This window comes from Pedococcus soli (genome assembly GCF_054782575.1).
Window position 1 is genome coordinate 1 of record NZ_BAAGSF010000005.1, and the last position, 22,551, is coordinate 22,551.

The 22,551-nt window shown below is 72.1% G+C and carries 19 protein-coding genes, 1 tRNA gene and 1 pseudogene; 10 read left to right on the forward strand and 11 right to left on the reverse strand.

Annotated elements, in window-relative coordinates; all coding sequences use genetic code 11:
• The first annotated feature begins 260 nt into the window (after positions 1 to 260).
• Positions 261 to 2,207 carry a bifunctional metallophosphatase/5'-nucleotidase gene (locus ACYVKF_RS13100; protein WP_460966953.1) on the forward strand — a complete coding sequence of 649 codons (1,947 nt, stop codon included), beginning with the start codon at positions 261 to 263 and terminating at the stop codon, positions 2,205 to 2,207.
• 16 nt (positions 2,208 to 2,223) lie between these two features.
• Here ACYVKF_RS13100 and ACYVKF_RS13105 read toward each other — a convergent pair whose 3' ends face one another.
• The 10 genes from ACYVKF_RS13105 to ACYVKF_RS13150 form a co-directional block, all read right to left on the reverse strand.
• The gene (locus ACYVKF_RS13105) at positions 2,224 to 3,357 is read right to left on the reverse strand and encodes a uroporphyrinogen-III synthase (protein WP_460966955.1); all 1,134 of its coding nucleotides are present in this window, start codon (positions 3,355 to 3,357) and stop codon (positions 2,224 to 2,226) included.
• A complete protein-coding gene (gene cobA / locus ACYVKF_RS13110; RefSeq protein WP_460966957.1) occupies positions 3,354 to 4,571 on the reverse strand; it encodes a uroporphyrinogen-III C-methyltransferase in 1,218 nt (405 codons plus the stop codon). Before cobA ends, ACYVKF_RS13105 begins: the two co-directional genes overlap by 4 nt.
• Positions 4,568 to 4,954: a nitrite reductase small subunit NirD gene (gene nirD / locus ACYVKF_RS13115; RefSeq protein ID WP_460966959.1), complete on the reverse strand. Its 387-nt coding sequence runs from the start codon at positions 4,952 to 4,954 to the stop codon at positions 4,568 to 4,570. The genes cobA and nirD overlap by 4 nt, the downstream gene beginning before the upstream one ends.
• A complete protein-coding gene (gene nirB / locus ACYVKF_RS13120) occupies positions 4,951 to 7,530 on the reverse strand; it encodes a nitrite reductase large subunit NirB (RefSeq protein ID WP_460966961.1) in 2,580 nt (859 codons plus the stop codon). The genes nirD and nirB overlap by 4 nt, the downstream gene beginning before the upstream one ends.
• Before the next feature lie 10 nt (positions 7,531 to 7,540).
• A complete protein-coding gene (locus tag ACYVKF_RS13125) occupies positions 7,541 to 9,124 on the reverse strand; it encodes an FAD-dependent oxidoreductase (protein WP_460966962.1) in 1,584 nt (527 codons plus the stop codon).
• Positions 9,121 to 11,364, reverse strand: a complete 2,244-nt coding sequence (locus tag ACYVKF_RS13130) for a molybdopterin oxidoreductase family protein (RefSeq protein WP_460966965.1) — start codon at positions 11,362 to 11,364, stop codon at positions 9,121 to 9,123. The genes ACYVKF_RS13125 and ACYVKF_RS13130 overlap by 4 nt, the downstream gene beginning before the upstream one ends.
• Before the next feature lie 13 nt (positions 11,365 to 11,377).
• The gene (locus tag ACYVKF_RS13135; protein WP_460966966.1) at positions 11,378 to 12,772 is read right to left on the reverse strand and encodes an MFS transporter; all 1,395 of its coding nucleotides are present in this window, start codon (positions 12,770 to 12,772) and stop codon (positions 11,378 to 11,380) included.
• A gap of 153 nt (positions 12,773 to 12,925) precedes the next feature.
• On the reverse strand, positions 12,926 to 13,516 hold the full coding sequence (locus ACYVKF_RS13140; RefSeq protein WP_056917843.1) for an isochorismatase family protein: 591 nt from the start codon (positions 13,514 to 13,516) through the stop codon (positions 12,926 to 12,928).
• Between the two features lie 9 nt (positions 13,517 to 13,525).
• Positions 13,526 to 14,773: a kynureninase gene (locus tag ACYVKF_RS13145; RefSeq protein ID WP_460966969.1), complete on the reverse strand. Its 1,248-nt coding sequence runs from the start codon at positions 14,771 to 14,773 to the stop codon at positions 13,526 to 13,528.
• A gap of 33 nt (positions 14,774 to 14,806) precedes the next feature.
• Positions 14,807 to 16,081 carry a nicotinate phosphoribosyltransferase gene (locus ACYVKF_RS13150; protein WP_235529297.1) on the reverse strand — a complete coding sequence of 425 codons (1,275 nt, stop codon included), beginning with the start codon at positions 16,079 to 16,081 and terminating at the stop codon, positions 14,807 to 14,809.
• A 76-nt stretch (positions 16,082 to 16,157) separates the two neighbouring features.
• Between ACYVKF_RS13150 and clpS the strand changes: the two genes are divergently transcribed.
• The 6 genes and pseudogenes from clpS to ACYVKF_RS13180 all read left to right on the forward strand — a co-directional run bounded on the left by clpS (position 16,158) and on the right by ACYVKF_RS13180 (position 20,114).
• Positions 16,158 to 16,448 carry an ATP-dependent Clp protease adapter ClpS gene (clpS, locus tag ACYVKF_RS13155; protein WP_056917840.1) on the forward strand — a complete coding sequence of 97 codons (291 nt, stop codon included), beginning with the start codon at positions 16,158 to 16,160 and terminating at the stop codon, positions 16,446 to 16,448.
• Complete coding sequence (locus tag ACYVKF_RS13160; protein ID WP_056917839.1) at positions 16,449 to 17,075, forward strand: DUF2017 domain-containing protein; 627 nt, start codon at positions 16,449 to 16,451, stop codon at positions 17,073 to 17,075.
• A gap of 109 nt (positions 17,076 to 17,184) precedes the next feature.
• Complete coding sequence (gene murI / locus ACYVKF_RS13165; RefSeq protein WP_460966971.1) at positions 17,185 to 18,045, forward strand: glutamate racemase; 861 nt, start codon at positions 17,185 to 17,187, stop codon at positions 18,043 to 18,045.
• Positions 18,042 to 18,806 (forward strand): annotated as a pseudogene (locus ACYVKF_RS13170) (MBL fold metallo-hydrolase); the annotation flags it as partial. The gene murI and the pseudogene ACYVKF_RS13170, both read left to right, overlap by 4 nt.
• A 120-nt stretch (positions 18,807 to 18,926) precedes the next feature.
• Entirely contained in the window at positions 18,927 to 19,379 is a 453-nt protein-coding gene (locus tag ACYVKF_RS13175) for an ASCH domain-containing protein (protein ID WP_460967531.1), read from the forward strand.
• Between the two features lie 18 nt (positions 19,380 to 19,397).
• Positions 19,398 to 20,114: an MBL fold metallo-hydrolase gene (locus ACYVKF_RS13180; RefSeq protein WP_056920091.1), complete on the forward strand. Its 717-nt coding sequence runs from the start codon at positions 19,398 to 19,400 to the stop codon at positions 20,112 to 20,114.
• Positions 20,115 to 20,123: 9 nt separating this feature from the next.
• Here the strand turns inward: ACYVKF_RS13180 and ACYVKF_RS13185 are convergent, their stop codons facing one another.
• Positions 20,124 to 20,924: a deoxyribonuclease IV gene (locus ACYVKF_RS13185; RefSeq protein ID WP_460966972.1), complete on the reverse strand. Its 801-nt coding sequence runs from the start codon at positions 20,922 to 20,924 to the stop codon at positions 20,124 to 20,126.
• Between the two features lie 46 nt (positions 20,925 to 20,970).
• Between ACYVKF_RS13185 and rph the strand changes: the two genes are divergently transcribed.
• The 3 genes from rph (at position 20,971) to ACYVKF_RS13200 (ending at position 22,453) form a co-directional block, all read left to right on the forward strand.
• Positions 20,971 to 21,744 carry a ribonuclease PH gene (gene rph, locus ACYVKF_RS13190; protein ID WP_460966974.1) on the forward strand — a complete coding sequence of 258 codons (774 nt, stop codon included), beginning with the start codon at positions 20,971 to 20,973 and terminating at the stop codon, positions 21,742 to 21,744.
• The gene (gene rdgB, locus ACYVKF_RS13195; RefSeq protein WP_056917834.1) at positions 21,741 to 22,349 is read left to right on the forward strand and encodes an RdgB/HAM1 family non-canonical purine NTP pyrophosphatase; all 609 of its coding nucleotides are present in this window, start codon (positions 21,741 to 21,743) and stop codon (positions 22,347 to 22,349) included. The genes rph and rdgB overlap by 4 nt, the downstream gene beginning before the upstream one ends.
• Positions 22,350 to 22,368: 19 nt before the next feature.
• Positions 22,369 to 22,453, forward strand: a tRNA-Leu gene (locus tag ACYVKF_RS13200).
• Positions 22,454 to 22,551: the final 98 nt, after the last annotated feature.

A 22,551-nucleotide genomic window follows, 5' to 3' on the forward strand; every position in this document is an offset into this window, starting at 1 on the left:
GTGGGAGAGTAGGACGCAGCCGGACATACTTTCAAAAGGGCCTTCCCACACGGGAAGGCCCTTTTGGCATGCCCGCGTCCGCCAAGGCATTCCCAGGCATTTCCAGCGCACCCCAGGCCCGAGGTTGACCAACTCCTGACGTCCGGTCCCTTTTGTCCTGTACGGCATTGTTCTACGGTGGAGGACCCGGTGGCCTCAACGGCGCGGCCGCTGGGTTCCCTGTCTGCCGGCACCGCCGGCCCACCGCCCGGAGGCCCACCATGTCGTCACCGCGTCCTGTCGCCAGCGATCAGCCCGAGCGCGGACCGTCGTCCGCCCGCGAAGGTGAGGCCGCCCGCTCGCGCCGCCAGGTCCTCGGGATGGCGGTCCTGGGAGGAGCCGGGGCGACGGCCGCGCTGTTCGCTGCGCCGGCCAGCGCCCAGGGGGCGCAGGAGAAGGGCCGGCCGGGAAAGCCGGGGCGACCTGACAGGACCTTCCGGCTGACCGTGCTGGGCACGACCGACACCCACGGCAACATCCTCAACTGGGACTACTTCAAGGACACGGCGTACGACGACTCGGCGCACAACGACATCGGGCTGGCCAAGGTCGCCACCCTGGTCAAGCTCATGCGCGAGGAGCGTGGGGCGAAGAACACCCTCGTGCTCGACGCGGGTGACACCCTCCAGGGCACGCCCCTGGCCTACTACTTCGCGAAGATCGATCCCGTCACCGGCGGAGCGGTCCACCCCCTGGCCAAGGCGATGAACGCGATCGGCTACGACGCTGCGGCCCTGGGCAACCACGAGTTCAACTACGGCCTGGAGACGCTGCGCGCGTTCGAGGACCAGTGCGACTTCCCACTCCTGTCGGCCAACACCGTCGACTGGACCACGGGCGCCCCGGCGTTCGCGCCCTACGTCATCAGGTCGTACAAGGTGAAGGGTGTCCCGAAGCCGGTGAAGGTCGGGGTGCTCGGTCTGGTCACCCCCGGCGTCGCCATCTGGGACAAGGCGAACGTCGAGGGCCTGCTGAGGTTCCCTGGGATCGTCGAGCAGGCCAAGGTGTGGGTCCCCAAGCTCAAGAAGGCCGGCTGCGACGTCGTCATCGTGTCGTGCCACTCCGGCGCGAAGCCCGGGTCGTCCTACGGTGATGCCCTGCCCTACCCCGAGAACGCCTCACGTCAGCTGGCCGAGCAGGTCGCCGGGGTGGATGCGGTGCTCGTCGGGCACGCCCACGTCGAGATCCCCGAGGAGCTCGTCGCGAGCACCGTCACCCCGGGCAAGCAGGTGCTCATCACCGAGCCGCTCAAGTGGGGGATGCGGCTGTCGGTGATGGACCTCGACCTGGTGCACGACGGCAGGCGCTGGTCCCTCGCCGCGGCACACGCCCACCTCCTCAACGCCAACACGGCACCGGAGGACCCGACCGTCGCCGCGCTGGTGCGCGAGGACCACGCGGTGGTCCGGACCTACGTGAACTCCGTCATCGGGACCTGCAAGGCGGCCATGTCCGCGGGGACCGCTCGGTTCGAGGACACGTCGGCGATCGACTTCATCAACCACGTCCAGGCCGACGCGGTGAAGAAGGCCCTGGCGGGGACGGCGGACGAGAACCTGCCGGTCCTGTCGATCGCGGCTCCCTTCAACCGTGAGGCAGCCATCCCCGCCGGTGACGTCACGGTGCGCGACGTGGCCGGGCTCTACATCTACGACAACACGCTGCTCGGGATCCGGTTCACGGGGGCGCAGGTCAAGGACTACCTCGAGTACTCGGCGGCCTACTTCGAGACGAGGACGACCGCAGGTCCGTTCGCTCCCGACGACGTGACGAACGCAGTCAACCCGGCCAACGGGCTCGAGACGCCTGACTACAACTACGACATCATGGGCGGACTCGACGCCTCGCTGGCCTACGACATCGACATCGCCCGTCCCGTGGGCCAGCGGATCGTCAACCTCACGTACGGCGCGGCGCCCGTGGACCCGGCGAAGCAGTTCGTCATCGCCATCAACAACTACCGGCAGTCCGGTGGCGGTGGCTTCCCCGGGGTCACGACGGCACCTGTCCTCTACAACGCCCAGGTCGAGATCCGTCAGCTGCTCATCGACTGGACCACGACCCAGGGCGTCATCGACCCGGCGACCTTCACCACCTACGACTGGAAGCTCGTGGCCAACGGGCAGCCTGTCGTCGTCGAGGGCGCCGCCGAGGGCGGACGGCACTGACCGAGTCGTCCGGTGGTCAGGCGCGGTCGGTACCGAGTCGGTAGCCCCGCTTGACGACGGTCTGGATCAGGGTCTTGGCCCCGCAGGCCTCGCGCAGCCGGGCGACGGCGACCTCCGCGGTGTGCGGGTCGGTCGAGTCACCCGGGAGCACGGCGAGGACCTGGGCCCGGGTGACGACCTCCCCACCGGCGTCGGCCAACAGGCGGAGGACCTCTAGGCCGCTGGGGGAGACGGGCAGGACGTGGTCGTCGAGCAGGGCCACCGTGCGGCGGACCTGCAGTCGGCCTGCCACGGTCGTGACCGCGGACGTCTGCGCCACCTCGTAGTGGCTGACGAGACTGCGGACCAGGGCACCGAGCCGACCTCGGTCGGGCACGATCGGCTCGATACCCCTCTCCAGCAGCGGCCGGGCCGTCACGGGTCCGACGGCCGCGGCGACCATGGCGCCTGACCGCAACCGTCCCTCGATCTGGTCGGTGAGGCCATGGGCGTCGACGGCGGCCAACCAGGCCGCTGCCCCCGGCGCGGACGTGAACACGGCGGCGTCGATCTCGCCCGCGGCTGCGGCGATCACGGAGGCAGCCAGCGCCTCGGGGTCGGGGGGAGGCCCCCAGCGGTACACGACGAGGCTGTGCACCTCGGCGCCCGCGGCGGCCAGCTCCGTGTCGAGCCCGTCGGCCCCGGCCCCGTGGTGCTGGACGGCGATGCGGTGCCCGGCCACGCCCTCGGCGAGCAGCAGGTCGAGGATCTCGGCCGAGGTCTCGGACTCGGCGACCCAGTCGGCCTGCAGGTTGGCAGCCTGGATGGCCCCCCGTGCCTTCGGTCCGCGGGCGATGAGGCGTGCGTGCCCGAGGACGTCGACGAGCTCGTCCGCGACGCCGGCTGCATCGGCGGCCTCGACCCAGCCCCGGAAACCGATCCCGGTGGTCACGACGACGGTGTCGGGTGGGTCGACGAGCAGGGCCTTGGTGTCGAGCAGCAGCTGGTCGTCGTGCTCGTGCGGGACGATGCTCAAGGACGGGGCGTGCCGCACCGTCGCCCCTCTCCTCGTCAACGCCGACCCGAGCTCGCCGCTGCGACGGTCGGCGGTGACGAGCACGACGCACCCCGCCATCACCTGGCTCAGCGACGGGACACCGGAACGGGTCATCGGATCGGCTCGAGGAGGTCGGCCGCGGCGACCGAGCCGATCACGACCACTGCCGGGGCGCGGACCCCGCGACTCTCGGCCGTCCCGACCAGCTCGGAGAGGCTGGCCCGCGTGACGCGCTGTGTGGGGAGGGTGGCGTCCTCGACGACGGCGGCGGCGAGGGCGGGTGAGGCGCCGGCATCGAGCAGCTGCCGGACGTGCTGTCCCAGCATCGAGACCCCCATCAGGACCACGAGGGTGGCACTGCCGTCGACCACGGCCCTGACGGCGGCCTCCTCGAGCGTGCCGTGGCCGTGCGTCACGTGGACCGCGGCCACGGTGCCCCGGTGCGTGACCGGGATGCCCGCAGCGGCCGGGGCGGCCAGTGCCGAGCTCACGCCGGGCACGACCTCGACCGGTATGCCGTGGGCAGCCAGGGCGGTCTGCTCCTCGCCCCCGCGGCCGAAGAGGAACGGGTCCCCACCCTTGAGCCGGACGACCACGCGCCCGCGCTGCGCCTGCTCGACGAGCACCGCGTTGATCTGGTCCTGGCTGACGGCGTGCGCACCGGGCACCTTGCCGACGTCGATGACCTCGACGTCCGGGGGAAGGGACGCCAGGAGGCTGGTGGGCCCGAGGCGGTCGGTGACCACCACGTCGGCCTCGGCCAGGGCACGGCGCCCGCGGACCGTCACGAGGTCAGGGGCGCCGGGGCCACCGCCGACGAGCACGACCCTTCCGGTCCAACCGGTCCGGGGCCGACGCCGACGGCGCAGGTCGAGGTCACCGGTCTGGAGGGCCAGAGCGAGCTGGTCGCGCACCGAACCCGCGCGGGCCGGGTCGGCACCGCCGTCGGAGGCGACGCCGACGACGAGCCCGGCGTGCCGGGTCGTGGCCGGAGTCCGCGCCGTGCCGTCCTTCACGACGCTGGCGCACACGCTCCAGACCTGGCGGGCGGTCGCCCACGCCGAGACCCGGCGGTTGGTCCGGACGTCGTCGGTCGCAGCGTGCACCAGCCAGGCACCTTCCAGGTCGGACTCAGCGACCTCGCGGTCGACCCAGGTGAGTACACCGTCGACCACCGCGTCGACGAGGTCCTCGCACAGCTGCGGCGCCACGACCGTGACGAGCGCACCGTCGGCGACCAGCGACAGCGCACGACGGGCAGCGACCGGCCCGCCCCCCGCGACCAGGACGCGCCTGCCGGCGAGGTCCAGCCCCATCAGCGTCGTCATCCCGCACCCTGCCCCCCGGGGAGGCCCACGCTGACGACGTCGTCGACCACGTGGACCGGGAAGGTCTGCAGCGAGTGCGGTTCCTTGCCCACCGGGTCGAGGCAGGACCCCGTGCGCAGGTCGAAGACCTGCTTGTACATCGGGGACGCGACGGTCGGGACGTCGCCGCGGGTGCCGACGATGCCGCGGGACATGACGTTGGCCCCGCTGAAGGGGTCCAGCTGCTGCACGGCATACACGCGGTCGTCGAACGTCCTGAACAGGGCGACCTGACGTCCCGCCACGACGGCCGCGGCACCCCGCTCGCGGGACAGCGACTTGAGGCTGCAGATCTCGTGCCACCTCACGCCGAGGTCTGTGGCTGCTGTGGTCTCGATGCTCATCTGCGGACCTCCAACGTGGTGCCGGCGATGAGGACCCCGCCGCCGGACCGTTCGGATTCTGTTGCGGGACGGGCCTGTCCGCGTTCGCTGACGTAGGCCAGCGTGTCGTCCGGCTGGTCGGGGGCGTTGACGAACGACCCGAACCGGAGCAGCTTCTCGGGGTCGTCGAGGGCTGCTGCCCACTCGTCCTCGTAGCCCTCGACGTGCCCTGCCATGGCCTCGTCCAGGTCGGCGCCGATGCCCAGGGAGTCCTCCAGCACCACGGCGCGGATCGCCTCCAGGCCACCCTCGTGGTCCTCCACCCACACAGCGGTCCGCTGGAGCCGGTCAGCGGTGCGGACGTAGTACATGAGGAACCGGTCGATCGTGCGGACGAGGGTCTCGGTGTCGAGGTCCTCGGCCAGCAGCTGGGCGTGTCGTGGGGTGAAGCCGCCGTTGCCTCCGACGTAGACGTTCCAACCGTTGTCGGTGGCGATGACACCGACGTCCTTGCCGCGTGCCTCGGCGCACTCGCGCGCGCACCCTGACACGCCCAGCTTGATCTTGTGTGGCGACCGCAACCCCCGGTACCGCAGCTCCAGCGCGATGGCCAGGCCGACCGAGTCCTGCACGCCGTAGCGGCACCAGGTCGAGCCGACGCAGGACTTCACCGTGCGCAGCGACTTGCCGTACGCGTGCCCGGACTCGAAGCCGGCGTCGACGAGCCGCTTCCAGATCCTGGGGAGCTGCTCGATCCGCGCGCCGAACAGGTCGATGCGCTGGCCGCCCGTGATCTTCGTGTAGAGCCCGAAGTCCTTGGCTACCTCGCCGATCACGATGAGCCCCTCGGGGGTGATCTCACCGCCCGGGATGCGGGGGACGACGGAGTAGGAGCCGTCCTTCTGGAGGTTCGCCATGACGTGGTCGTTGGTGTCCTGCAACGTCGCCCGCTCACCCTCGAGGATGTGGCCGGTGCCGAGCGAGGCGAGGACGGACCCGATGACGGGCTTGCAGATGTCGCAGCCGCGGCCGAGTCCGTGGCGGGCGATGATCTCGCTGAACGTCGTGAGTCCCTGCACCCGCACCACGTCGAACAACTGGGCCCGCGAGAGCTCGAAGTGCTCGCACAAGGCGTTGCTCACCGTGACGCCGGACTTCTCCAGCTCGGTGGTGACCAGGCGCTTGACGAGGGGCAGGCAGGAGCCGCAGCTGGTGCCTGCCCTGGTGCAGGCCTTGACCCCGCTGAGGTCCGTGCACCCACGGTCGGTGACCGAGCAGCGGATCGCGCCGGCCGTGACGTTGTTGCACGAGCACACGGTGGCGTCCTCGGGCAGGTCAGCAGTGGGGGCGGGCGCAGCCCCCTCGGGCAGGAGGTATGCCGCCGGGTCGCCACCCAGCTCGCGGCCCACCATCGGTCGCAACGCGGCATACGCACTCGCGTCCCCGACGAGGATGCCACCGCGCAGGGTCCGGGCGTCATCGGACATGACGAGCTTCTTGTAGACCCCGGCGACGGGGTCGGAGATGACCACCTCGAGGCTGCCCGGCTCGGTTGCGAACGCGTCGCCGAAGGACGCGACGTCGACACCGAGGAGCTTGAGCTTGGTCGACAGGTCGGCGCCGGGGAACGTGCCCTCGCCACCCAGGAGCCGGTCGGCGACGATCTCGGCCATGGTGTAGCCGGGCGCCACCAGCCCAAGCGTCCGACCGCCGATGCAGGCGACCTCGCCGACGGCCCACACGGCCGGGTCGGCGGTCGCGCACGTGTCGTCGACCACGACCCCGCCACGTTCCCCGACAGCCAGGCCCGACTCGCGGGCGAGCTCGTCTCGGGGCCGGACGCCGACCGCGAAGACGACCACGTCGACGTCCAGCCGGTCGCCGTCGGCGAACTCCATCGACGACACCCGGCCGAGTCGGCCGGCGATCTTCGAGGTCGCCGTACCGGTGCGCACGGTGACCCCGAGGGCCTCGATGAGGCGTCGGAGCGCCTCGCCGCCGCCGTCGTCGACCTGCAGCGGCATGAGCCGGGAGGCGAACTCGACGACGGTCGTCCCGACCTCGAGCGCGGTCAGGGCGCCGGCCGCCTCGAGGCCGAGCAGGCCGCCGCCGACGACAGCACCCCGCAGGGGGCGGCCGAGCTCGGTGCGCAGCTGCTCGACGTAGGTGCGCAGGTCCGCGACGTCGTCGATGGTGCGGTAGACGAAGGCGCCGCGGAGCTCCTTGCCCGGGACGGGAGGCACCGCGGCATACGACCCGGTGGCCAGGACCAGGGAGTCGTAGGGGAGCGTCCGTCCGTCGGAGGTGGTGACGGTCTGCTCCGTGCGGTCGACGGCGGTGGCGGCGACCCCGCGACGCAGGGTGACCAGCGGGTCGTCCCACAGCTCCTGGCCGCCCAGGGCCAGGTCCTCCGGGTCGCGACCGGTGAAGTAGGAGGTGAGGGCCACGCGGTCGTACGGAGCCCGCGGCTCCTCGCACAGCAGCGTCACCGCCCACCGGCCGTCGGTGTCGCGGGACCGCAGCGCATCGACGAGGCGTCGCGCGACCATGCCGCCGCCCACGACGACGAGCTGTCGCGGGGTCGGGTCCGTGGCCATGGCGCCCACGTTAGGAGCCTGCCGTTTCAGCGCTGTGGATCATGTGTTTCCCCTTCGTTACGTCGTCCTCACGCGGACGGCTGGTGGTGGGAGAGTCGGTGGGTTCGCCGGGGGCGGGCGTCGAGACAGCGGCCAGGAGGGCGCAAACGTCGTCGACGCAGCCCCCGCACCCCGTCGTGGCACGGGTGCCGGCGGCCACCTGGTCGACCGTCGCGGCCCCGTCGTGGACGCAGGACACGATGGCGGCCTTGCTCACGCCGTTGCAGCGGCAGACGGTGGCGTCATCGGGGAGGTCGGCGACGGAACCTGTGGCTCCGCGTGGCTGCGGGGTGAGGGCCGAGATGAGCAGGTGTGCCGGGTCGGACGGGACCGGGGTGCGCCGGGTGTACGTCGTGATTAGCTCGGCAGCCACCGGCCCCGCCCCCACACAGGTGGCGCCGACGAGCAGGCCGCCGGAGACGACCACCTCGACGTGCCGACCGAGGTCCGGGTCGCTGAGGTGCAGCGTGCGCTGGGCCGGGTCGTCGGTGCGCTGCGACCCGCAGACACCCATGGTGACGACGTCGAGCCCGTGCGCCTTGAGCCGCACGACGTCGCTGACCTTCGACGTCGGGTCGCGGTCGGGCACGGCCTTCGCGGACCCGGACGCGAACGTCGCGGACAGCGCCGGGGAGCAGAGCCGCGCAGCGAGCCGGCGGGACTGTTCCCAGCCCTGGGCCACGAGACCGCTGCCACCCTCCGGCGGCTGCGCGCAGTCGCCAAGGGCTGCCACCCGGTGGTCGGTGGGGGAGGAGAGGTCGTCCCCGACGACGACCCCGCGGTCGACCGCGAGCCCGGCGTCCGCGGCCAGCGCGGTGCTGGGCACCGTGCCGGTCGCGAGCACGAGCAGCTCGGCAGGGACGACCTCCCCGTCGTCGAGGAGCAGGCCGGTCAGTCGTCCGTGAGCGACGAGGGCCTCGACGGCTCCGCGACCGACACGCTGGTCGATGCCGAGACCGGTCATGGCCGACTCGACGACCCGGCTGGCGTCCTCGTCGAGCTGGCGCTCCATGAGGGCCGCGGCCGGGTGGACGACCGTGACCGCGACCCCGCGCCGCGCGAGACCGCAGGCTGCCTCCATGCCGAGCACCCCGGCGCCGAGCACCACGGCGCGTCGGGCGTTCAGGGTTGCCGCCACGATCTCGCGGGCGTCGTCGATGGTCCGCAGGGTGTGCACCCCCGAGGTCAGTCCCTCACGGTTGCGCAGGCCCGTCAGTCCGGGGACCCGGGCATCGGAGCCGGTCGCGAGCACCAGCCGGTCGTAGCGCACCCGGGCGCCGTCGGCGGTCTCGACGTGGCGGTCCTCCCGATCGAGGCGCACTGCGTGCGTGCCACGCAGCACGGTGAGTCGTGGGCTGTCGGGGGTGGGCAGGGTGAGCGCCGAGAAGTCGTGCTTCCCCGCCACCACCTCGCTGAGCAGCACCCGGTTGTACGGCTCGCAACCCTCTGAGCCGATGACGGTGACGTCGTAGCGGCCAGCCGTGTCCGCGGAGAGGACGTCCTCGACGAAGCGCGCACCGACCATGCCGTTGCCGATGACCACGAGCCGCGTCATGCCTTGACCTCCAACGGGTTTCGAGGCGCGGACGAGCCGTCGGGTCGGCTCCCGACCAGGTGGGGTGCGGGGGAGTGGCGGCTGGCTGCGGTCACGTCGACCGCACAGACCTTGAACTCGGGCATGCCCGACACCGGGTCGGTGGCGTCGGTGGTGAGGCGGTTGATGCTGTCCGTGCCACCCCAGTGGAACGGGACGAACACCGTGTCGGGTCGGATGGTGTCGGTGACCCGGGCGGGCACCGACACCGCCCCGCGGGAGGTGGCAAGTCGCACGCGCTGTCCTTCGACGACCCCCAGGCGGGCGGCGAGGAGCGGGTGCAGCTCCGCGTACGGGCCGGGGACGGCCGAGGCGAGGGGGTCGACGCGGCGGGTCTGCGCCCCGGACTGGTAGTGCTGCAGCACCCGGCCGGTGACGAGGTAGAGCGGCGCCTCGGGACGCAGGTCGTCGGCGGGGCCGAGGTGGTCGGTCGCCACCATGCGCGCGCGACCGCTGGGCGTGGGGAACCGGTCGAGGAACAGCCGTGGCGTGCCCGGGTGCTCGGACTCGCCGGGCGCAGGTGCCGGACAGGGCCACCAGACGGCTGCGCTGTCGTCCTCGCGGTCGAGACGGGCGTGGCTGACCCCGCTGTAGTCCGCCCGACCACCCCGGCTGGCGCGGGCGAGCTCGTCGAAGACGAGGCCGGGGTCGGTGTCCCACACCCCCTGGGCGCCGAGGCGGGCCGCGAGCTGCGCCCACACCCACAGCTCGCTGCGCACGCCTGCAGGTGGGTCGATCGCCTTGCGGCGGCGCAGGATCCGTCCTTCCAGCGAGGTCATCGTGCCCTCCTCCTCGGCCCACTGCGTGACCGGCAGGACGACGTCCGCGAGCAGGGCCGTCTCCGACGGCACGAAGTCGCAGACGACGAGGAGGTCCAACGCGTCCAGCCGAGCGGCGACGTGGTGGCCGTTTGGGGCGCTGACCCGCAGGTTGGAGCCGTGCACGAACAGGGCCCGGGGACCGCCCTCGGTGCCGAGCGAGTCCAGCAGCTCGACGGCGGGCCGACCCCTGCCCGGCAGCGACGCCGGGTCGACGCCCCACACCCCGGCAACGTGCTCGCGGGCGGCCGGGTCGTCGATCATGCGGTACCCCGGCAATTGGTCGGACTTCTGGCCGTGCTCTCGCCCGCCCTGGCCGTTGCCCTGCCCGGTGATGGCGCCGTAGCCGCTGCCGACCCGACCCGGCAGCCCGAGGACCAGCGCCAGGTTGATGGCGGCCGACACGGTGGCCGTGCCCTGTCGCGACTGCTCGACTCCCCGGCCGGTGAGGACGAACGCACCACGTCCGCCGCGGGACGGGCTCGCCGCGGCGAGGAGCCGGGCGGCAGCCCGCAGGTCGTCGGCGGGGACGCCGCACACCTGCTCGGCCCGCTCGGGCCACCACAGGGCGCACCGGCGGCGCACCTCCTCCAGTCCCTCGGTCCGCTCGTCGAGGTATGCCGCGTCGACGAGGTGCTCGGTGAGCAGGACGTGGACGAGGGCCAGGAGGACGACCAGGTCGGTGCCGGGCACGGGCTGGAGGTGCAGCCCTCGTCCGTCCTCCGTCAGGTCTGCGGTCGCGCTGCGACGGGGATCCACGACGACGAGCCCACCGCGCTCCCGGACCCCGGACAGGTGGGCGACGGACGGCGGCATGGTCTCGGCGAGGTTGCTGCCGAGGAGGAGGACGGCGTCGGCCGCCGCCAGATCGGTGAGGGGGAAGGGCAGGCCCCGATCGACGCCGAGGGACCGGTTGGCGGCAGCGGCGGCGCTGCTCATGCAGAACCGTCCGTTGTAGTCGATGTTGGCCGTGCCGAGCGCCACGCGGGCGAACTTGCCCAGCTGGTAGGCCTTTTCGTTCGTCAGTCCACCGCCGCCGAAGACTGCCATGGCGTCGGGGCCGTCCTCGGCGCGGATGCGCAGGAGCTGTCCCGCGACGAGGTCGAGTGCCGCGTCCCAGCTCGTCTCGACCAGCCGCCCCCCGGGATCCCGGACCAACGGCGTCGTGAGCCGTTCGGGGGACTCGAGCACCGCGGCGCTCGTCCACCCCTTCTGGCAGAGGCCTCCCCGGTTGGTGGGGAAGTCACGGCCGTGGACCTCGACCGTGGTCGGACCGGTGCCGTTGTCGGCGGCCACACCGGCGGGGCGCAGGGACTGGGCGCACTGCAGGGCGCAGTACGGACAGTGGGTCGGGACGCTGGTCGCGCCGACGGGACGGGTCACGGGTGCTCCGACCTCAGATCGTCTCGGCGGCGAGGGACGAACCACGCCGCGCGTACACGGCATACGTGGTCGCGGCCATGAGGACGTAGGCGGCGACGAACACCCAGAGGGCGGGCACGAGCGTCCCGTAGTGCGCCTTGGCCATGGCGAAGCCGCGGGGGATGAAGAAGCCGCCGTAGGCACCGACCGCGCCCGCGGTCCCGATGCAGCCGGCCGCGGTCTTCCTGGCGACGGGCAGCCGGTCGGCGCTGACGCCGGCGCGGAAGACAGCGGGGATCATGCGGTACGTGGCGCCGTTGCCGATGCCCGCGCCGAGGAAGAGCACGAGGAAGGAGCAGAAGAAGACGGCGAAGCTGTGCGACTTCAGGCCCTCGATGGCGCCGACGGCGCCCAGGGTCAGGGTGGCGAAGGCGCCGATGGTGACCCTGGCCCCGCCGAAGCGGTCGGCGACCATGCCACCGAGCGGTCGCGAGAGCGCGCCGATCAGGGCGCCGAGGAAGGCGATCGTCGTCGGCGTCTCGGGGAACTGCGTCTTGAGCAGCGTCGGGAACGCCCCCGAGTACCCGATGAAGGACCCGAAGGTGCCGATGTAGAGGAAGGAGATGATCCAGGTGTGGCGGTTGCGGGTGGCCCGGGCGAAGCTGCCGTAGTCGGACCGCACACCGGACAGGTTGTCCATCCCGCGCCACGCGAACACGGCGGCCAGCAGGGCCAGCGGGATGAACATCAGGCCGGCTCGCTCGAGGTGTGTCCCAGCGCCCACGACGATGACGGCCGGGACGACCAGCTGGACGATCCCGGTGCCGAGGTTGCCACCAGAGGCATTGAGCCCCAACGCCTTTCCCTTCTCGGCCTCGGGGAAGAAGAACGAGATGTTCGTCATCGACGAGGCGAAGTTGCCGCCGCCGAACCCGGCCAGGGCGGCGCAGGCGAGGAGCAGGCCGAACGACGACGAGGGCTGCGTGACCACCCAGGCCAGGGCCGACGCCGGGACGAGCAGGAGCAGCGCCGAGATGATCGTCCAGTTGCGCCCACCGAAGAGCGGCACGGCGAAGGTGTAGGGGATGCGCACCGTGGCGCCGACGAGGCTGGGCAGCGCGATCAGCCAGAACTGCTGGTCGAGGGTCAGGCTGAACCCGGCGGCGGGCAGCAGCGGGACGACGACGCTCCACAGCGCCCAGACGCAGAACCCCAGGAACTCGGCGTAGACGGAGAAGGTGAGGTTGCGCCGGGCGATGGCTCGGCCACCGCCGCGCCAGAACGTGCTGTCCTCGGGGTCCCAGTGGTCGATCCAGCGGCCGGAGCGACGCACCGGGGTGGCCGGGACGGGGGAGGTGCGGGTCGAGTCCTGAGAGGTGGTGAGGGGTGCTGCGGGGGCCGGAGCCGGCTCGCGGGCGGGAGCGGACATGGGCGGTGCTCCTTCTCGGGGTCGGAGCAGGTCCGGGTGGACTGCCCTCTCCCGAGGAGGGTGGCAAGAGTGTGTTTCACGACCGACCGATGCCCGTTAAGCATCCGTAACACTTGCCGCACACGGCGGCGGAGGTGGCTGTGAGAAGTCCGGTCAGCCGAGCACGGGGGTGCCGCGCAGGTCCACCTCGGCGGCGCGCAGCTCCGCGACGGCCCGGTCGGTGGTCTCGCGCGAGACCCCGGCCGTGAGGTCGAGCAGCACGGTCGTCTCGAACCCCTCCTCCGCAGCATCGAGGGCCGTCGCCCGGACGCAGTGGTCCGTGGCGATGCCGACCACGTCGACCTGCTCGATGGCGCGGTCCCGGAGCCAGTCGGCGAGCGTCGCCCGGTGGTCGGCCTCGACGGTGAACCCCTCGAACCCGCTGTAGGCAGCGCTGTGGTGGCCCTTGCGGAAGATCGCCTCGACGTGCTCGAAGGCCCGCTCCGCGGCTGGGTGGAACAGGGCGCCGTCGCTGCCGATCCGGCAGTGCGCCGGCCAGGTGTCGACGAAGTCGGGTGCGTCGCTGAAGTGTGCGCCCGGGTCGTCGTGCCAGTCGGCGGTGGCGACGATCGCCGCGTAGTCGTCGTGGTGCGCCGCGACGTACGCGCTGATCCGTCCGGCGACGTCCGCACCGCCGGCGACCGCCAGCGAACCGCCCTCGCAGAAGTCGTTCTGGACGTCGACGAGGATCAGCGCGCGGCTCATCCCTCCACGCTATCCCTCGGCGTCGAGCGCCACGATCGCGTCGCGCAGGGCGAGCATGCCGACGACCACCTCGTCGAAGCTCGTGGAGAGCGGCGCGACGCCGATCCGGATCCCGTCGGGGTCGCGGTAGTCGGGGATGACCCCCTGGGTCCACAGGGTCGCCGTCACCTCACGGAAACCGTTGCGCCGCAACGTGACGTGTCCTCCGCGGATGGCCGGGTCACGGGGGCAGGCGACCTCGACGCCGAGCGGGACGAGCAGGTCGTCGGCGATCCGGATGACGAACTCGGTCAGGGCCACCGACTTCGCCCGGATGGCATCGATGCCGGCTTCCTCGATGACGTCGAGCGACGCCTGCAGCGGGACCATCGCGAGGATCGGCGGCGTGCCCGAGATGAACGAGCGCAGCCCGTCGGCGGGGTCGTACCCCGGTCCCATCTCGAACGCGTCCCGGCGTCCGATCCAGCCCCAGATCGGCTGGCGGAGGGAGCCGTGGTGGCGCTCGGCGACATACGCCCACGCAGGCGCGCCCGGGCCGCCGTTGAGGTACTTGTAGGTGCAGCCGACCGCGAGGTCGACGCCCCACTCGTCGAACTGGACCGGCACCGAGCCGCCCGTGTGGCTGAGGTCCCACAGGACCAGGCCGCCGGCGTCGTGCACGGCCGCGGTGATCCCGGGACCGTCGGCGATGAACCCCGAGCGGTAGGCGACGTGGCTGAACACCGCGAGCGCGGTCTTCGGCCCGACGGCCGCCTCGACCTGCTCGACGGTGACGCCGGACCGCTCGTCGGCCTCGATCCACCGCAGGGTGAGGCCGCGCTCGGCGGCGATGCCCTCCAGGACGTAGCGGTCGGTGGGGAAGTTGTCGGTGTCGAGCACGATCTCGTCGCGCCCCTTGGCGACCTGGGCGTCGACGGCGGCGCGCGACAGCTTGTAGAGGAGCACGGTCGTGGAGTCGCCGACGAAGGTCTGGCCGGGACCGGCGCCGAGGACGAGCTCGCCGATGCGGTCGCCGATGCGCGTGGGCCAGTCGAGCCACTGCTCGTCCCAGGAGCGGATCAGGCGGTCGCCCCAGGGGCCGTGCACGAACGACGTGAGCAGGTCCGCCGCGGCTGCCACGGGACGGCCGAGGGAGTTGCCGTCGAAGTAGGCGACCAGGTCGGTGCCCTCCGGGGTGAGGTAGCGGTCGCGGAGGGCGCGGAGCGGGTCGGCGGCATCGAGGTCAGCCGCCTCGGCGCGGTAGTCGTGGTCAGCCATGACCGCATCCTGCCGCACGACGCAGGGGCTTCGTCAGGCCTGTCCGGGATCGGGTTCCTCGACGTAGACCGTCGCGATGGCGGGCTCGCCCCGCTGGAGCCGACGGGCCGCAGCGGGCAGCTCGGCACGGGACGCGGTGTGACGGGCCCGTGCGGCCTCCAGGGTGTGGGTGTCACGGTCGACGCGCTCGCCCCCTCGGACCAGTGGCACGAGGAGCCTGCGGTCGTCGCCGTCGTCCACCGGCGGCTCACCGATCCCGACGACCTCCGCCTCGGCGACGCCGCGGGTGTTGCGTCGGCGCAGCGCGAACTTGCGACCCGCCACCGACTGCTTGTCCTTGCTCTTCTTGGCGACGCCGACCATCGTGCCCGTGGAGTCCTCGCGGGACACGAGCTTGTAGACCATGCCTGCCGTCGGGGCACCGGATCCCGTGACGAGGGAGGTCCCCACGCCGTAGAGGTCCACCGGCCCGGCGGCCAGGCCCGCGATGGCGAACTCGTCGAGGTCGGACGTCACGACGATGCGGGTGCCGGTGTTGCCGAGCCGGTCGAGCTGGTCGCGCACCTCACGGGCCTGCACGAGCAGGTCGCCGGAGTCCAGGCGCACCGCGCCGAGCTCGGGGCCGGCCAGCTCGACGGCCGTCGCGACGGCCGTGGGGACGTCGTAGGTGTCGACGAGCAGGGTCGTGCCCTTGCCCAGCGAGGCGATCTGCGCGGTGAACGCCTCCCGCTCGTCGTCGTGCAGCAGCGTGAAGGCGTGGGCGGCGGTTCCCGCGGTGGGGACGCCGTACCTGCGCCCGGCCTCCAGGTTGGAGGTGGTGGCGAACCCGGCGACGTAGGCGGCGCGAGCCGCAGCGACCGCAGCCTCCTCGTGCGTACGGCGCGACCCCATCTCGATGCAGGGCCTGGAGCCGGCGGCGGAGGTCATCCGCGAGGCTGCGGAGGCGACGGCGCTGTCGTGGTTGAGGATGCTCAGCACGAGCGTCTCGAGCAGCACCCCGTGGGCGAAGTCGGACTCGACCACGAGCACGGGTGAGCCGGGGAAGTAGCACTCGCCCTCGGCATACCCCCAGACGTCGCCGGTGAAGCGGAAGTCGGCGAGGAAGTCGATCGTCGCGGCGTCCACGACCGCGCTCGAGCGCAGCCGCGCGAGCTCCTCGTCGCCGAACCGGAACGCCTCCAGGGCGTCGAGCAGGCGACCGGTGCCGGCGACGACGCCGTACCGGCGACCCTCGGGGAGGCGACGGGCGAACACCTCGAACACGCACCTGCGGGAGGCTGCGCCGCTGCGCAGGGCAGCCTCCACCATGGTGAGCTCGTAGTGGTCGGTGAGCAGTGCGGTGGACTCCACCGGGGCAGCCTAAGGTGGTCCCGTGCAAGTTGCCGTGTCCATCGCCCCCGTGGAGCAGAAGAGCGTCTCCGCCGACGAGGCCACCGAGGTCGAGCACCCGTGGATCACGCTCGTCTGGAACGACCCCGTCAACCTCATGTCCTACGTGACCTTCGTCTTCCAGACGTACTTCGGGTACCCGAAGGCCAAGGCGGAGCGGCTCATGATGGACGTCCACGTCAAGGGCCGGGCCGTCGTGTCGACGGGTTCGCGCGAGCGCATGGAGACCGACACCGAGGCGCTGCAGGGCTACGGCCTGTGGGCCACCTTCCAGAAGGACGACTGAGTGGCGCGCGGGTTCAAGAAGCGGCACGGCGCGTATGTCGCGAAGCTCGACGCCGTCGAACGTGGCCTCGTCGTCGGGCTGATGGAGCAGGTCCGCGAGCTGGTCGAGCCCGCGCCCGTGGCCGAGTCGCCCGAGGGCGGCGGTGACGAGTTCGACCGCATCGTCGCCGGGCTCGGTGGCATCGGCATGGGCATCTCGCTCGCCGCCGACGACCAGGTGCAGCTGGCTGGGGGAGTCCCGGCACCGCGCGACCCGGCGCTCGACCGCATCTTCCCGACGGCCAACCGCCAGGACGACCAGATCGCGGCCGAGTTCCGCCAGCTCACCGAGCAGGGGCTGCGGGCCCGCAAGACGGCGAACCTCGACACCGCCATCGCCGCGCTCGCCCACCTCGACGACCAGAAGGTGAGCCTCGACCAGGCCCAGGCGGTGGCCCTCGTCGTCGCGCTGACGGACGTCCGGCTGGTGCTGGGGGAGCGACTCGGCCTCAAGCAGGACGACGACCTCGAGCTCATCGAGGAGCAGGTCTCGAGCCTCCAGGAGGATGACCCGGCGGTGTACGCGCTCGCGGTCTACGACTTCCTGACCTGGCTGCAGGAGACGCTCGCGCACGCGCTGGCTCCCTGACGCCTGCTCGCGCCCGGCCGTGGTGGACGAGGACGCGCAGGGACGATGTGACCGAGCCGACGGCCCGGCGGTGGCCTCGGCCCGGTCCGGCCCGTCTAGCCTTGACCCCGTGGCTGACGCACCCATCGGGATCTTCGACTCGGGATACGGCGGGCTGACCGTCGCCCGGGCGGTGCTCGACCAGCTGCCGCACGAGTCGATCGCCTACTTCGGTGACACGGCCCGCGCCCCGTACGGCCCGAGACCGATCGCCCAGACCCGGGAGTTCGCCCTCGAGTGCCTGGACCGCCTCGTCGACCACGGCGTCAAGGTCCTCGTCATCGCCTGCAACACGGCCAGTGCCGCCGTGCTGCACGACGCGCGGGAGAGGTATGACGTGCCGGTCGTCGAGGTGATCCGCCCCGCCGTGCGCCGGGCCGCCGCAGCCACGCGCAACCACCGCGTCGGTGTCATCTCCACGCGGGGGACCCACCAGTCGGGCGCCTACGTCGACGCCTTCGCCGCCGCCCCGCACCTGTCGGTGTCGAGCGTGCCGTGCCCGCGGTTCGTCGAGTTCGTCGAGTCCGGGGTGACCAGCGGCTCCGAGGTGATCGTCACGGCGCGTGAGTACCTCGCCCCCCTGGTCGAAGGCGAGGTCGACACCCTCGTCCTCGGCTGCACCCACTACCCGCTGCTCACGGGGGCGATCTCCTACGTGATGGGGGAGTCGGTGACCCTGGTGTCGTCCGCCGACGAGACCGCGAAGGACGTCTACCGCGTGCTCGCCGACACCGACGCGCTGCGACCGCCCGACCTGCCACCCCCGAGCCACGGGTTCACGACGACGGGTGACGCGGCCGAGTTCACCCGCCTGGCGCGCCGGTTCCTCGGGCCCGAGGTGGGCGCTGACGGCGACGGGGTGTTCGGCGATGCCGTCGTGCGCACCGTGGTTGCCGCTGCTGGTGCTGGACCTCGGGGAGGTGCTCGGTGAGGCTGACCGTCGTCGGGTGCTCGGGGTCGTTCGCGGGCCCGGACTCGCCGGCGTCGTCCTACCTGGTGCAGGCCGAGCACGGGGGACGCACCTGGAGCATCGTGCTCGACCTCGGCAACGGAGCCCTCGGGCCGTTGCAGCGCCACGTCGACCTGGCCGACCTCGACGCCGTCTTCATCAGCCACCTGCACCCCGACCACTGCGTCGACATCTGCGGTCTGTACGTCACCCGCAAGTACCGGCCCGGTGGTGCGGTGCCCGGACAGCTCGACGTGCACGCCCCCACGGGGGCAGCCGACCGGTTCGCGCTGATGTACCACGGCCTCGAGCACGCCGGCATGTCGGCGGAGTTCGCCGTGCACGAGCTGGGCGACGCGCGCGTGAGGACCGTGGGGCCGTTCACCGTGACCTCCTACCGCGTCAACCACCCGGTCGAGGCCTACGGCTTCCGCGTGGAGGCCGACGGTGCGGTCCTGGCCTACACCGGCGACACCGACGCGACCCCGGCTCTCGGCCCGCTGCTCGCCGGTGCCGACCTCGCACTCATGGACAGCGCCTTCGTCGACGGGCGTGACGACGTCGAGGGGATCCACCTCTCGGGGCGTCGCGCGGCCGAGGCTGCGGTCGCCGCCGGCGGGGTGGAGCGGCTCGTGCTGACCCACATCCCACCGTGGAACGACCCGCAGGTGTGCCGGGCGCAGGCGGCCGAGGTGTGGGACGGACCACTGGAGCTCGCCGCGCCGGGCTCGACGTGGACCGTGGGCGGGACGACCGACCGGACGACCGACCGGACGACCGACCGGACGACCGACCGGACGGCCGACGGGACCGGCGGCCACGGTCCGGGGGCGGTCCAGATCGACCGCGCTGCCGGGCTGGCCATGTGGGACGACTACCGGGCCTCCCGGCCCGGCCTCCCGGACGAGGGGGAACCCCCGATCGAGTGCTTCGGCGACACCTCCGCGCTCGCCGACGAGCTCATCGCCTTCGTCACCGAGGGCCCCAAGCGTGCGACTGCCGGCCTCGTCGCCGCGTATGCCGCCGACGGCGACCCGCTCCCGCGCATCGGCGCGCACTGGGTCGCCTGCGGCGGCGATGGACGCCCCCGCGTCGTGCTGCGGACCCGCGAGCTCCGGGTGGGGCCGCTGCACACCGTCGATGCCCAGTTCGCCTGGGACGAGGGCGAGTACGACCGCAGCCTCGAGTCCTGGCTCGACGGCCACAACCGGTTCTTCCGCCGGGAGTGCGACCGCATCGGGATCGAGTTCTCCGACGAGCTCGAGGTCGTCTTCGAGCGGTTCGACATCGCCTGGCCCCCGGACCTCGCGGACTGACCGGCGTACGCTCCGGGCATGGCCAAGAACCCGGCAGTCGTCCTGGCGCCCAACGTGTGGCGCATCCCGCTGGTCGGTGACTTCGTCAACGGGTTCATGCTGCGTGACGACGACGGCCAGGTGACGCTCATCGACATGGGCGTCAAGCAGTCCGGTGCCAAGGTGATGGCGGCGCTCGCCGCGATCGGGTCGGGCCCCAGCGACGTCACCCGGCTGATGCTCACGCACGCCCACCCCGACCATGCCGGTGGTGCGGCCCACGTCGCCGAGCAGACCGGGCGCGACTTCGGGATCCACGAGGCCGACGCAGGGTTCGCGTCGGCCGGGGCGTCGCCTCCTCGGGACCACACCCTGCGGCTCGGACGCCTGATGGATCGGATGGGGGGCGGTGGGTTCGCACCGCTGACGGTGGGGGAGACCTTCACCGACGGGCAGGTCGTGCCGTTCGCCGGCGGCATCGAGGTCGTGCACACGCCGGGGCACTCACCCGGCCACGCGGCATACCTGCACCGCGCGTCGGGGGTGCTCATCACCGGCGACTCGATCTTCAACGTCCGCGGGCTGCGCTGGCCGATCAAGGCGTTCTGCACGAACTTCGCGATGACGACGCGGACGGCGCACCGGCTCAGCGAGCTGGAGTACACCACCGCCGCCTTCACGCACGGGCCGCACCTGAGCGAGCAGCCACGCGAGCAGATCCGCCGGTTCCTCGCGAGCCACCCGACGGTCGACTGACCCTGCCGGCTAGAGGCGGGCGCGCAGCCAGTCGAGGTCGGCCCGCTGGCCGTCGAGGCCGCCACGCGTCTCGATGACGACGGGTGCGGCAGCGGCCTTCACGGCCGCGGCCAGCTCGTCGGGGTCGATGAGACCTTCGCCGAGGTTGGTGTGGCGGTCGGCACCGGAGTCGAACTCGTCACGGCTGTCGTTGCAGTGGACGAGGTCGATCCGACCGGTGATCGACCGGACCTGGTCGACCGCGGTGGCGAGCGGGATGCCTCCGGCGTGGGCGTGGCAGGTGTCGAGGCAGAACCCGACGTTGTCGGACCCCTCGGCCTGCCCGATGGCGTCCCACGTCCGGGCGATGCGCTCCAGGGTGCGGGCCATGGCGTTGTCACCACCGGCAGTGTTCTCCAGCAGGAGCGGGATCTTGAGGTCGGTCGCCTCGATGGCCTTGCGCCAGTTGTCGAACCCCTTCTCGACCTCCTCCGCCTTGTCGACGTGGCCGCCGTGGACGATGAGTCCCTTGGCGCCGATCGAGGCGCCGGCGTCGATGAACTGCTGGAGCAGCTTGCGGCTCGGGATGCGGATCCGGTTGTTCGTCGTGGCGACGTTGATCAGGTATGGCGCGTGGACGTAGAGGTCGACCCCTGCCGCCTCGGCGGCGGCCCTGAGGGCCTCGGCGCCACCGGCGTACTCGAACTCCGGCCCCTTGTAGCTCTGCGGGTTGCCGAGGAAGAACTGCGAGAGCCCGGCTCCGCGCTCCTGGGCGGCGGACACCGGGTCCGCCGAGTCGACGTGTGCACCGAGGGGGAACGTTGCAGCCATGGGTCCACCCTAGGACGGCCCACCGACGACGGTTAGCCTTGCGGGCGTGACTGACTCCACCGCCTCGACCCCGCAGGCCCGCCACGACGGCCGCACCCCCGACCAGACCCGCGAGGTGCGCATCACCCGCAACTGGCTGGACCACGCCGAGGGCAGCGTGCTCGTCGAGTTCGGCCGCACCCGCGTCCTGTGCGCCGCGTCGTTCACCGAGGGCGTCCCGCGCTGGCTCAAGGGCAAGGGCAGCGGCTGGGTCACCGCGGAGTACGAGATGCTGCCGCGCTCGACCAACACCCGCTCGGACCGCGAGTCCCGCAAGGGCAAGGTGGGTGGCCGCACCCACGAGATCAGCCGCCTCATCGGTCGCAGCCTGCGCGCCGTCATCGACACCAAGGCCTTGGGTGAGAACACCATCGTCCTGGACTGCGACGTGCTGCAGGCCGACGGTGGGACCCGCACGGCCGCGATCACCGGTGCGTACGTCGCGCTCGTCGACGCCATCGAGGACGCGCGGGCCAAGGGCCTCATCGCCAAGAACGCGCAGCCGCTCACCGGTTCGCTCGCCGCCGTCTCGGTCGGCATCGTCAAGGGCCAGGCCGTCATCGACCTCGACTACCCCGAGGACTCGACCGCCGAGACCGACATGAACGTCGTCATGACCGGCGACGGACGGTTCATCGAGGTGCAGGGCACCGCGGAGGCCGAGCCGTTCGACCGCGACATGCTCAACGCGTTGCTGGACAAGGCCACCCAGGGCTGTGCCGACCTGACCGTCAAGCAGCAGGAGGCGCTCGCCGCCACCCCGCGGGAGCGTCAGCAGTGACCCGCGTCGTCCTCGCCACCCGCAACGACCACAAGGTCGTCGAGCTCCGCGCCATCCTCGCCGACGTCGTCGACGAGCTCGGCCTCGAGATCGTCGGTGCCGGCGACTTCCCCGGGGCCCCCGACGTCGTCGAGGACGAGGTGACGTTCGAGGGGAACGCACGACTCAAGGCGCAGGCGCTCGCCGACTTCACCGGGCTGCCGTCGCTCGCCGACGACTCCGGCCTGGCCGTGGAGGTCCTCGGCGGGGCCCCCGGCATCTTCTCCGCGCGCTGGGCCGGCCGCCACGGCGACGACGTCGCCAACCTCGAGCTGCTGCTGGCCCAGGTGTCCGACGTCAAGGACGAGCACCGTGCTGCGGCGTTCGTGTGTGCTGCGGTGCTGGCCCTGCCGGACGGGACGCTGCGCTCGACCGAGGGCCGGATGGCCGGCTCGTTGGCGCGGGAGCCCAAGGGGGACAACGGTTTCGGGTACGACCCCGTGCTCGTCGTCGAGGGCGACACCCGGCACGCGGCAGAGCTCTCGCCCGAGGAGAAGAACGCGATCTCCCACCGTGGCAAGGCCTTCCGTGCCATGGTCCCGCACCTGCGTGACCTGCTCGGCTGACGACGTAGACTTCCGGCGCGCGCAAGTGGCGGAATCGGCAGACGCGCCAGCCTTAGGAGCTGGTGCCTTCGGGCGTGCGGGTTCAAGTCCCGCCTTGCGCACCACGAGGTAGCCCGCGGAGGATCCCACCGGGCGCGTGCCCCCCACCCGCGCATTGGGTGCCCAGACGGTCGGAGTTCCGCCCGTCTGGGCACCCAATGCC

What these genes read in the sequence shown, in the direction of transcription:
- ACYVKF_RS13185 (WP_460966972.1), bottom strand. Translation starts at nt 20,924, where the DNA reads ATGGCTGCAACGTTCCCCCTCGGTGCACACGTCGACTCGGCGGACCCG.
- ACYVKF_RS13135 (WP_460966966.1), bottom strand. Translation starts at nt 12,772, where the DNA reads ATGTCCGCTCCCGCCCGCGAGCCGGCTCCGGCCCCCGCAGCACCCCTC.
- ACYVKF_RS13105 (WP_460966955.1), bottom strand. Translation starts at nt 3,357, where the DNA reads ATGACCCGTTCCGGTGTCCCGTCGCTGAGCCAGGTGATGGCGGGGTGC.
- ACYVKF_RS13175 (WP_460967531.1), top strand. Translation starts at nt 18,927, where the DNA reads ATGTGGGACGACTACCGGGCCTCCCGGCCCGGCCTCCCGGACGAGGGG.
- ACYVKF_RS13125 (WP_460966962.1), bottom strand. Translation starts at nt 9,124, where the DNA reads ATGACGCGGCTCGTGGTCATCGGCAACGGCATGGTCGGTGCGCGCTTC.
- ACYVKF_RS13145 (WP_460966969.1), bottom strand. Translation starts at nt 14,773, where the DNA reads ATGGCTGACCACGACTACCGCGCCGAGGCGGCTGACCTCGATGCCGCC.
- cobA (WP_460966957.1), bottom strand. Translation starts at nt 4,571, where the DNA reads ATGACGACGCTGATGGGGCTGGACCTCGCCGGCAGGCGCGTCCTGGTC.
- nirD (WP_460966959.1), bottom strand. Translation starts at nt 4,954, where the DNA reads ATGAGCATCGAGACCACAGCAGCCACAGACCTCGGCGTGAGGTGGCAC.
- ACYVKF_RS13100 (WP_460966953.1), top strand. Translation starts at nt 261, where the DNA reads ATGTCGTCACCGCGTCCTGTCGCCAGCGATCAGCCCGAGCGCGGACCG.
- ACYVKF_RS13180 (WP_056920091.1), top strand. Translation starts at nt 19,398, where the DNA reads ATGGCCAAGAACCCGGCAGTCGTCCTGGCGCCCAACGTGTGGCGCATC.
- ACYVKF_RS13140 (WP_056917843.1), bottom strand. Translation starts at nt 13,516, where the DNA reads ATGAGCCGCGCGCTGATCCTCGTCGACGTCCAGAACGACTTCTGCGAG.
- nirB (WP_460966961.1), bottom strand. Translation starts at nt 7,530, where the DNA reads ATGGCCACGGACCCGACCCCGCGACAGCTCGTCGTCGTGGGCGGCGGC.
- ACYVKF_RS13150 (WP_235529297.1), bottom strand. Translation starts at nt 16,081, where the DNA reads ATGGTGGAGGCTGCCCTGCGCAGCGGCGCAGCCTCCCGCAGGTGCGTG.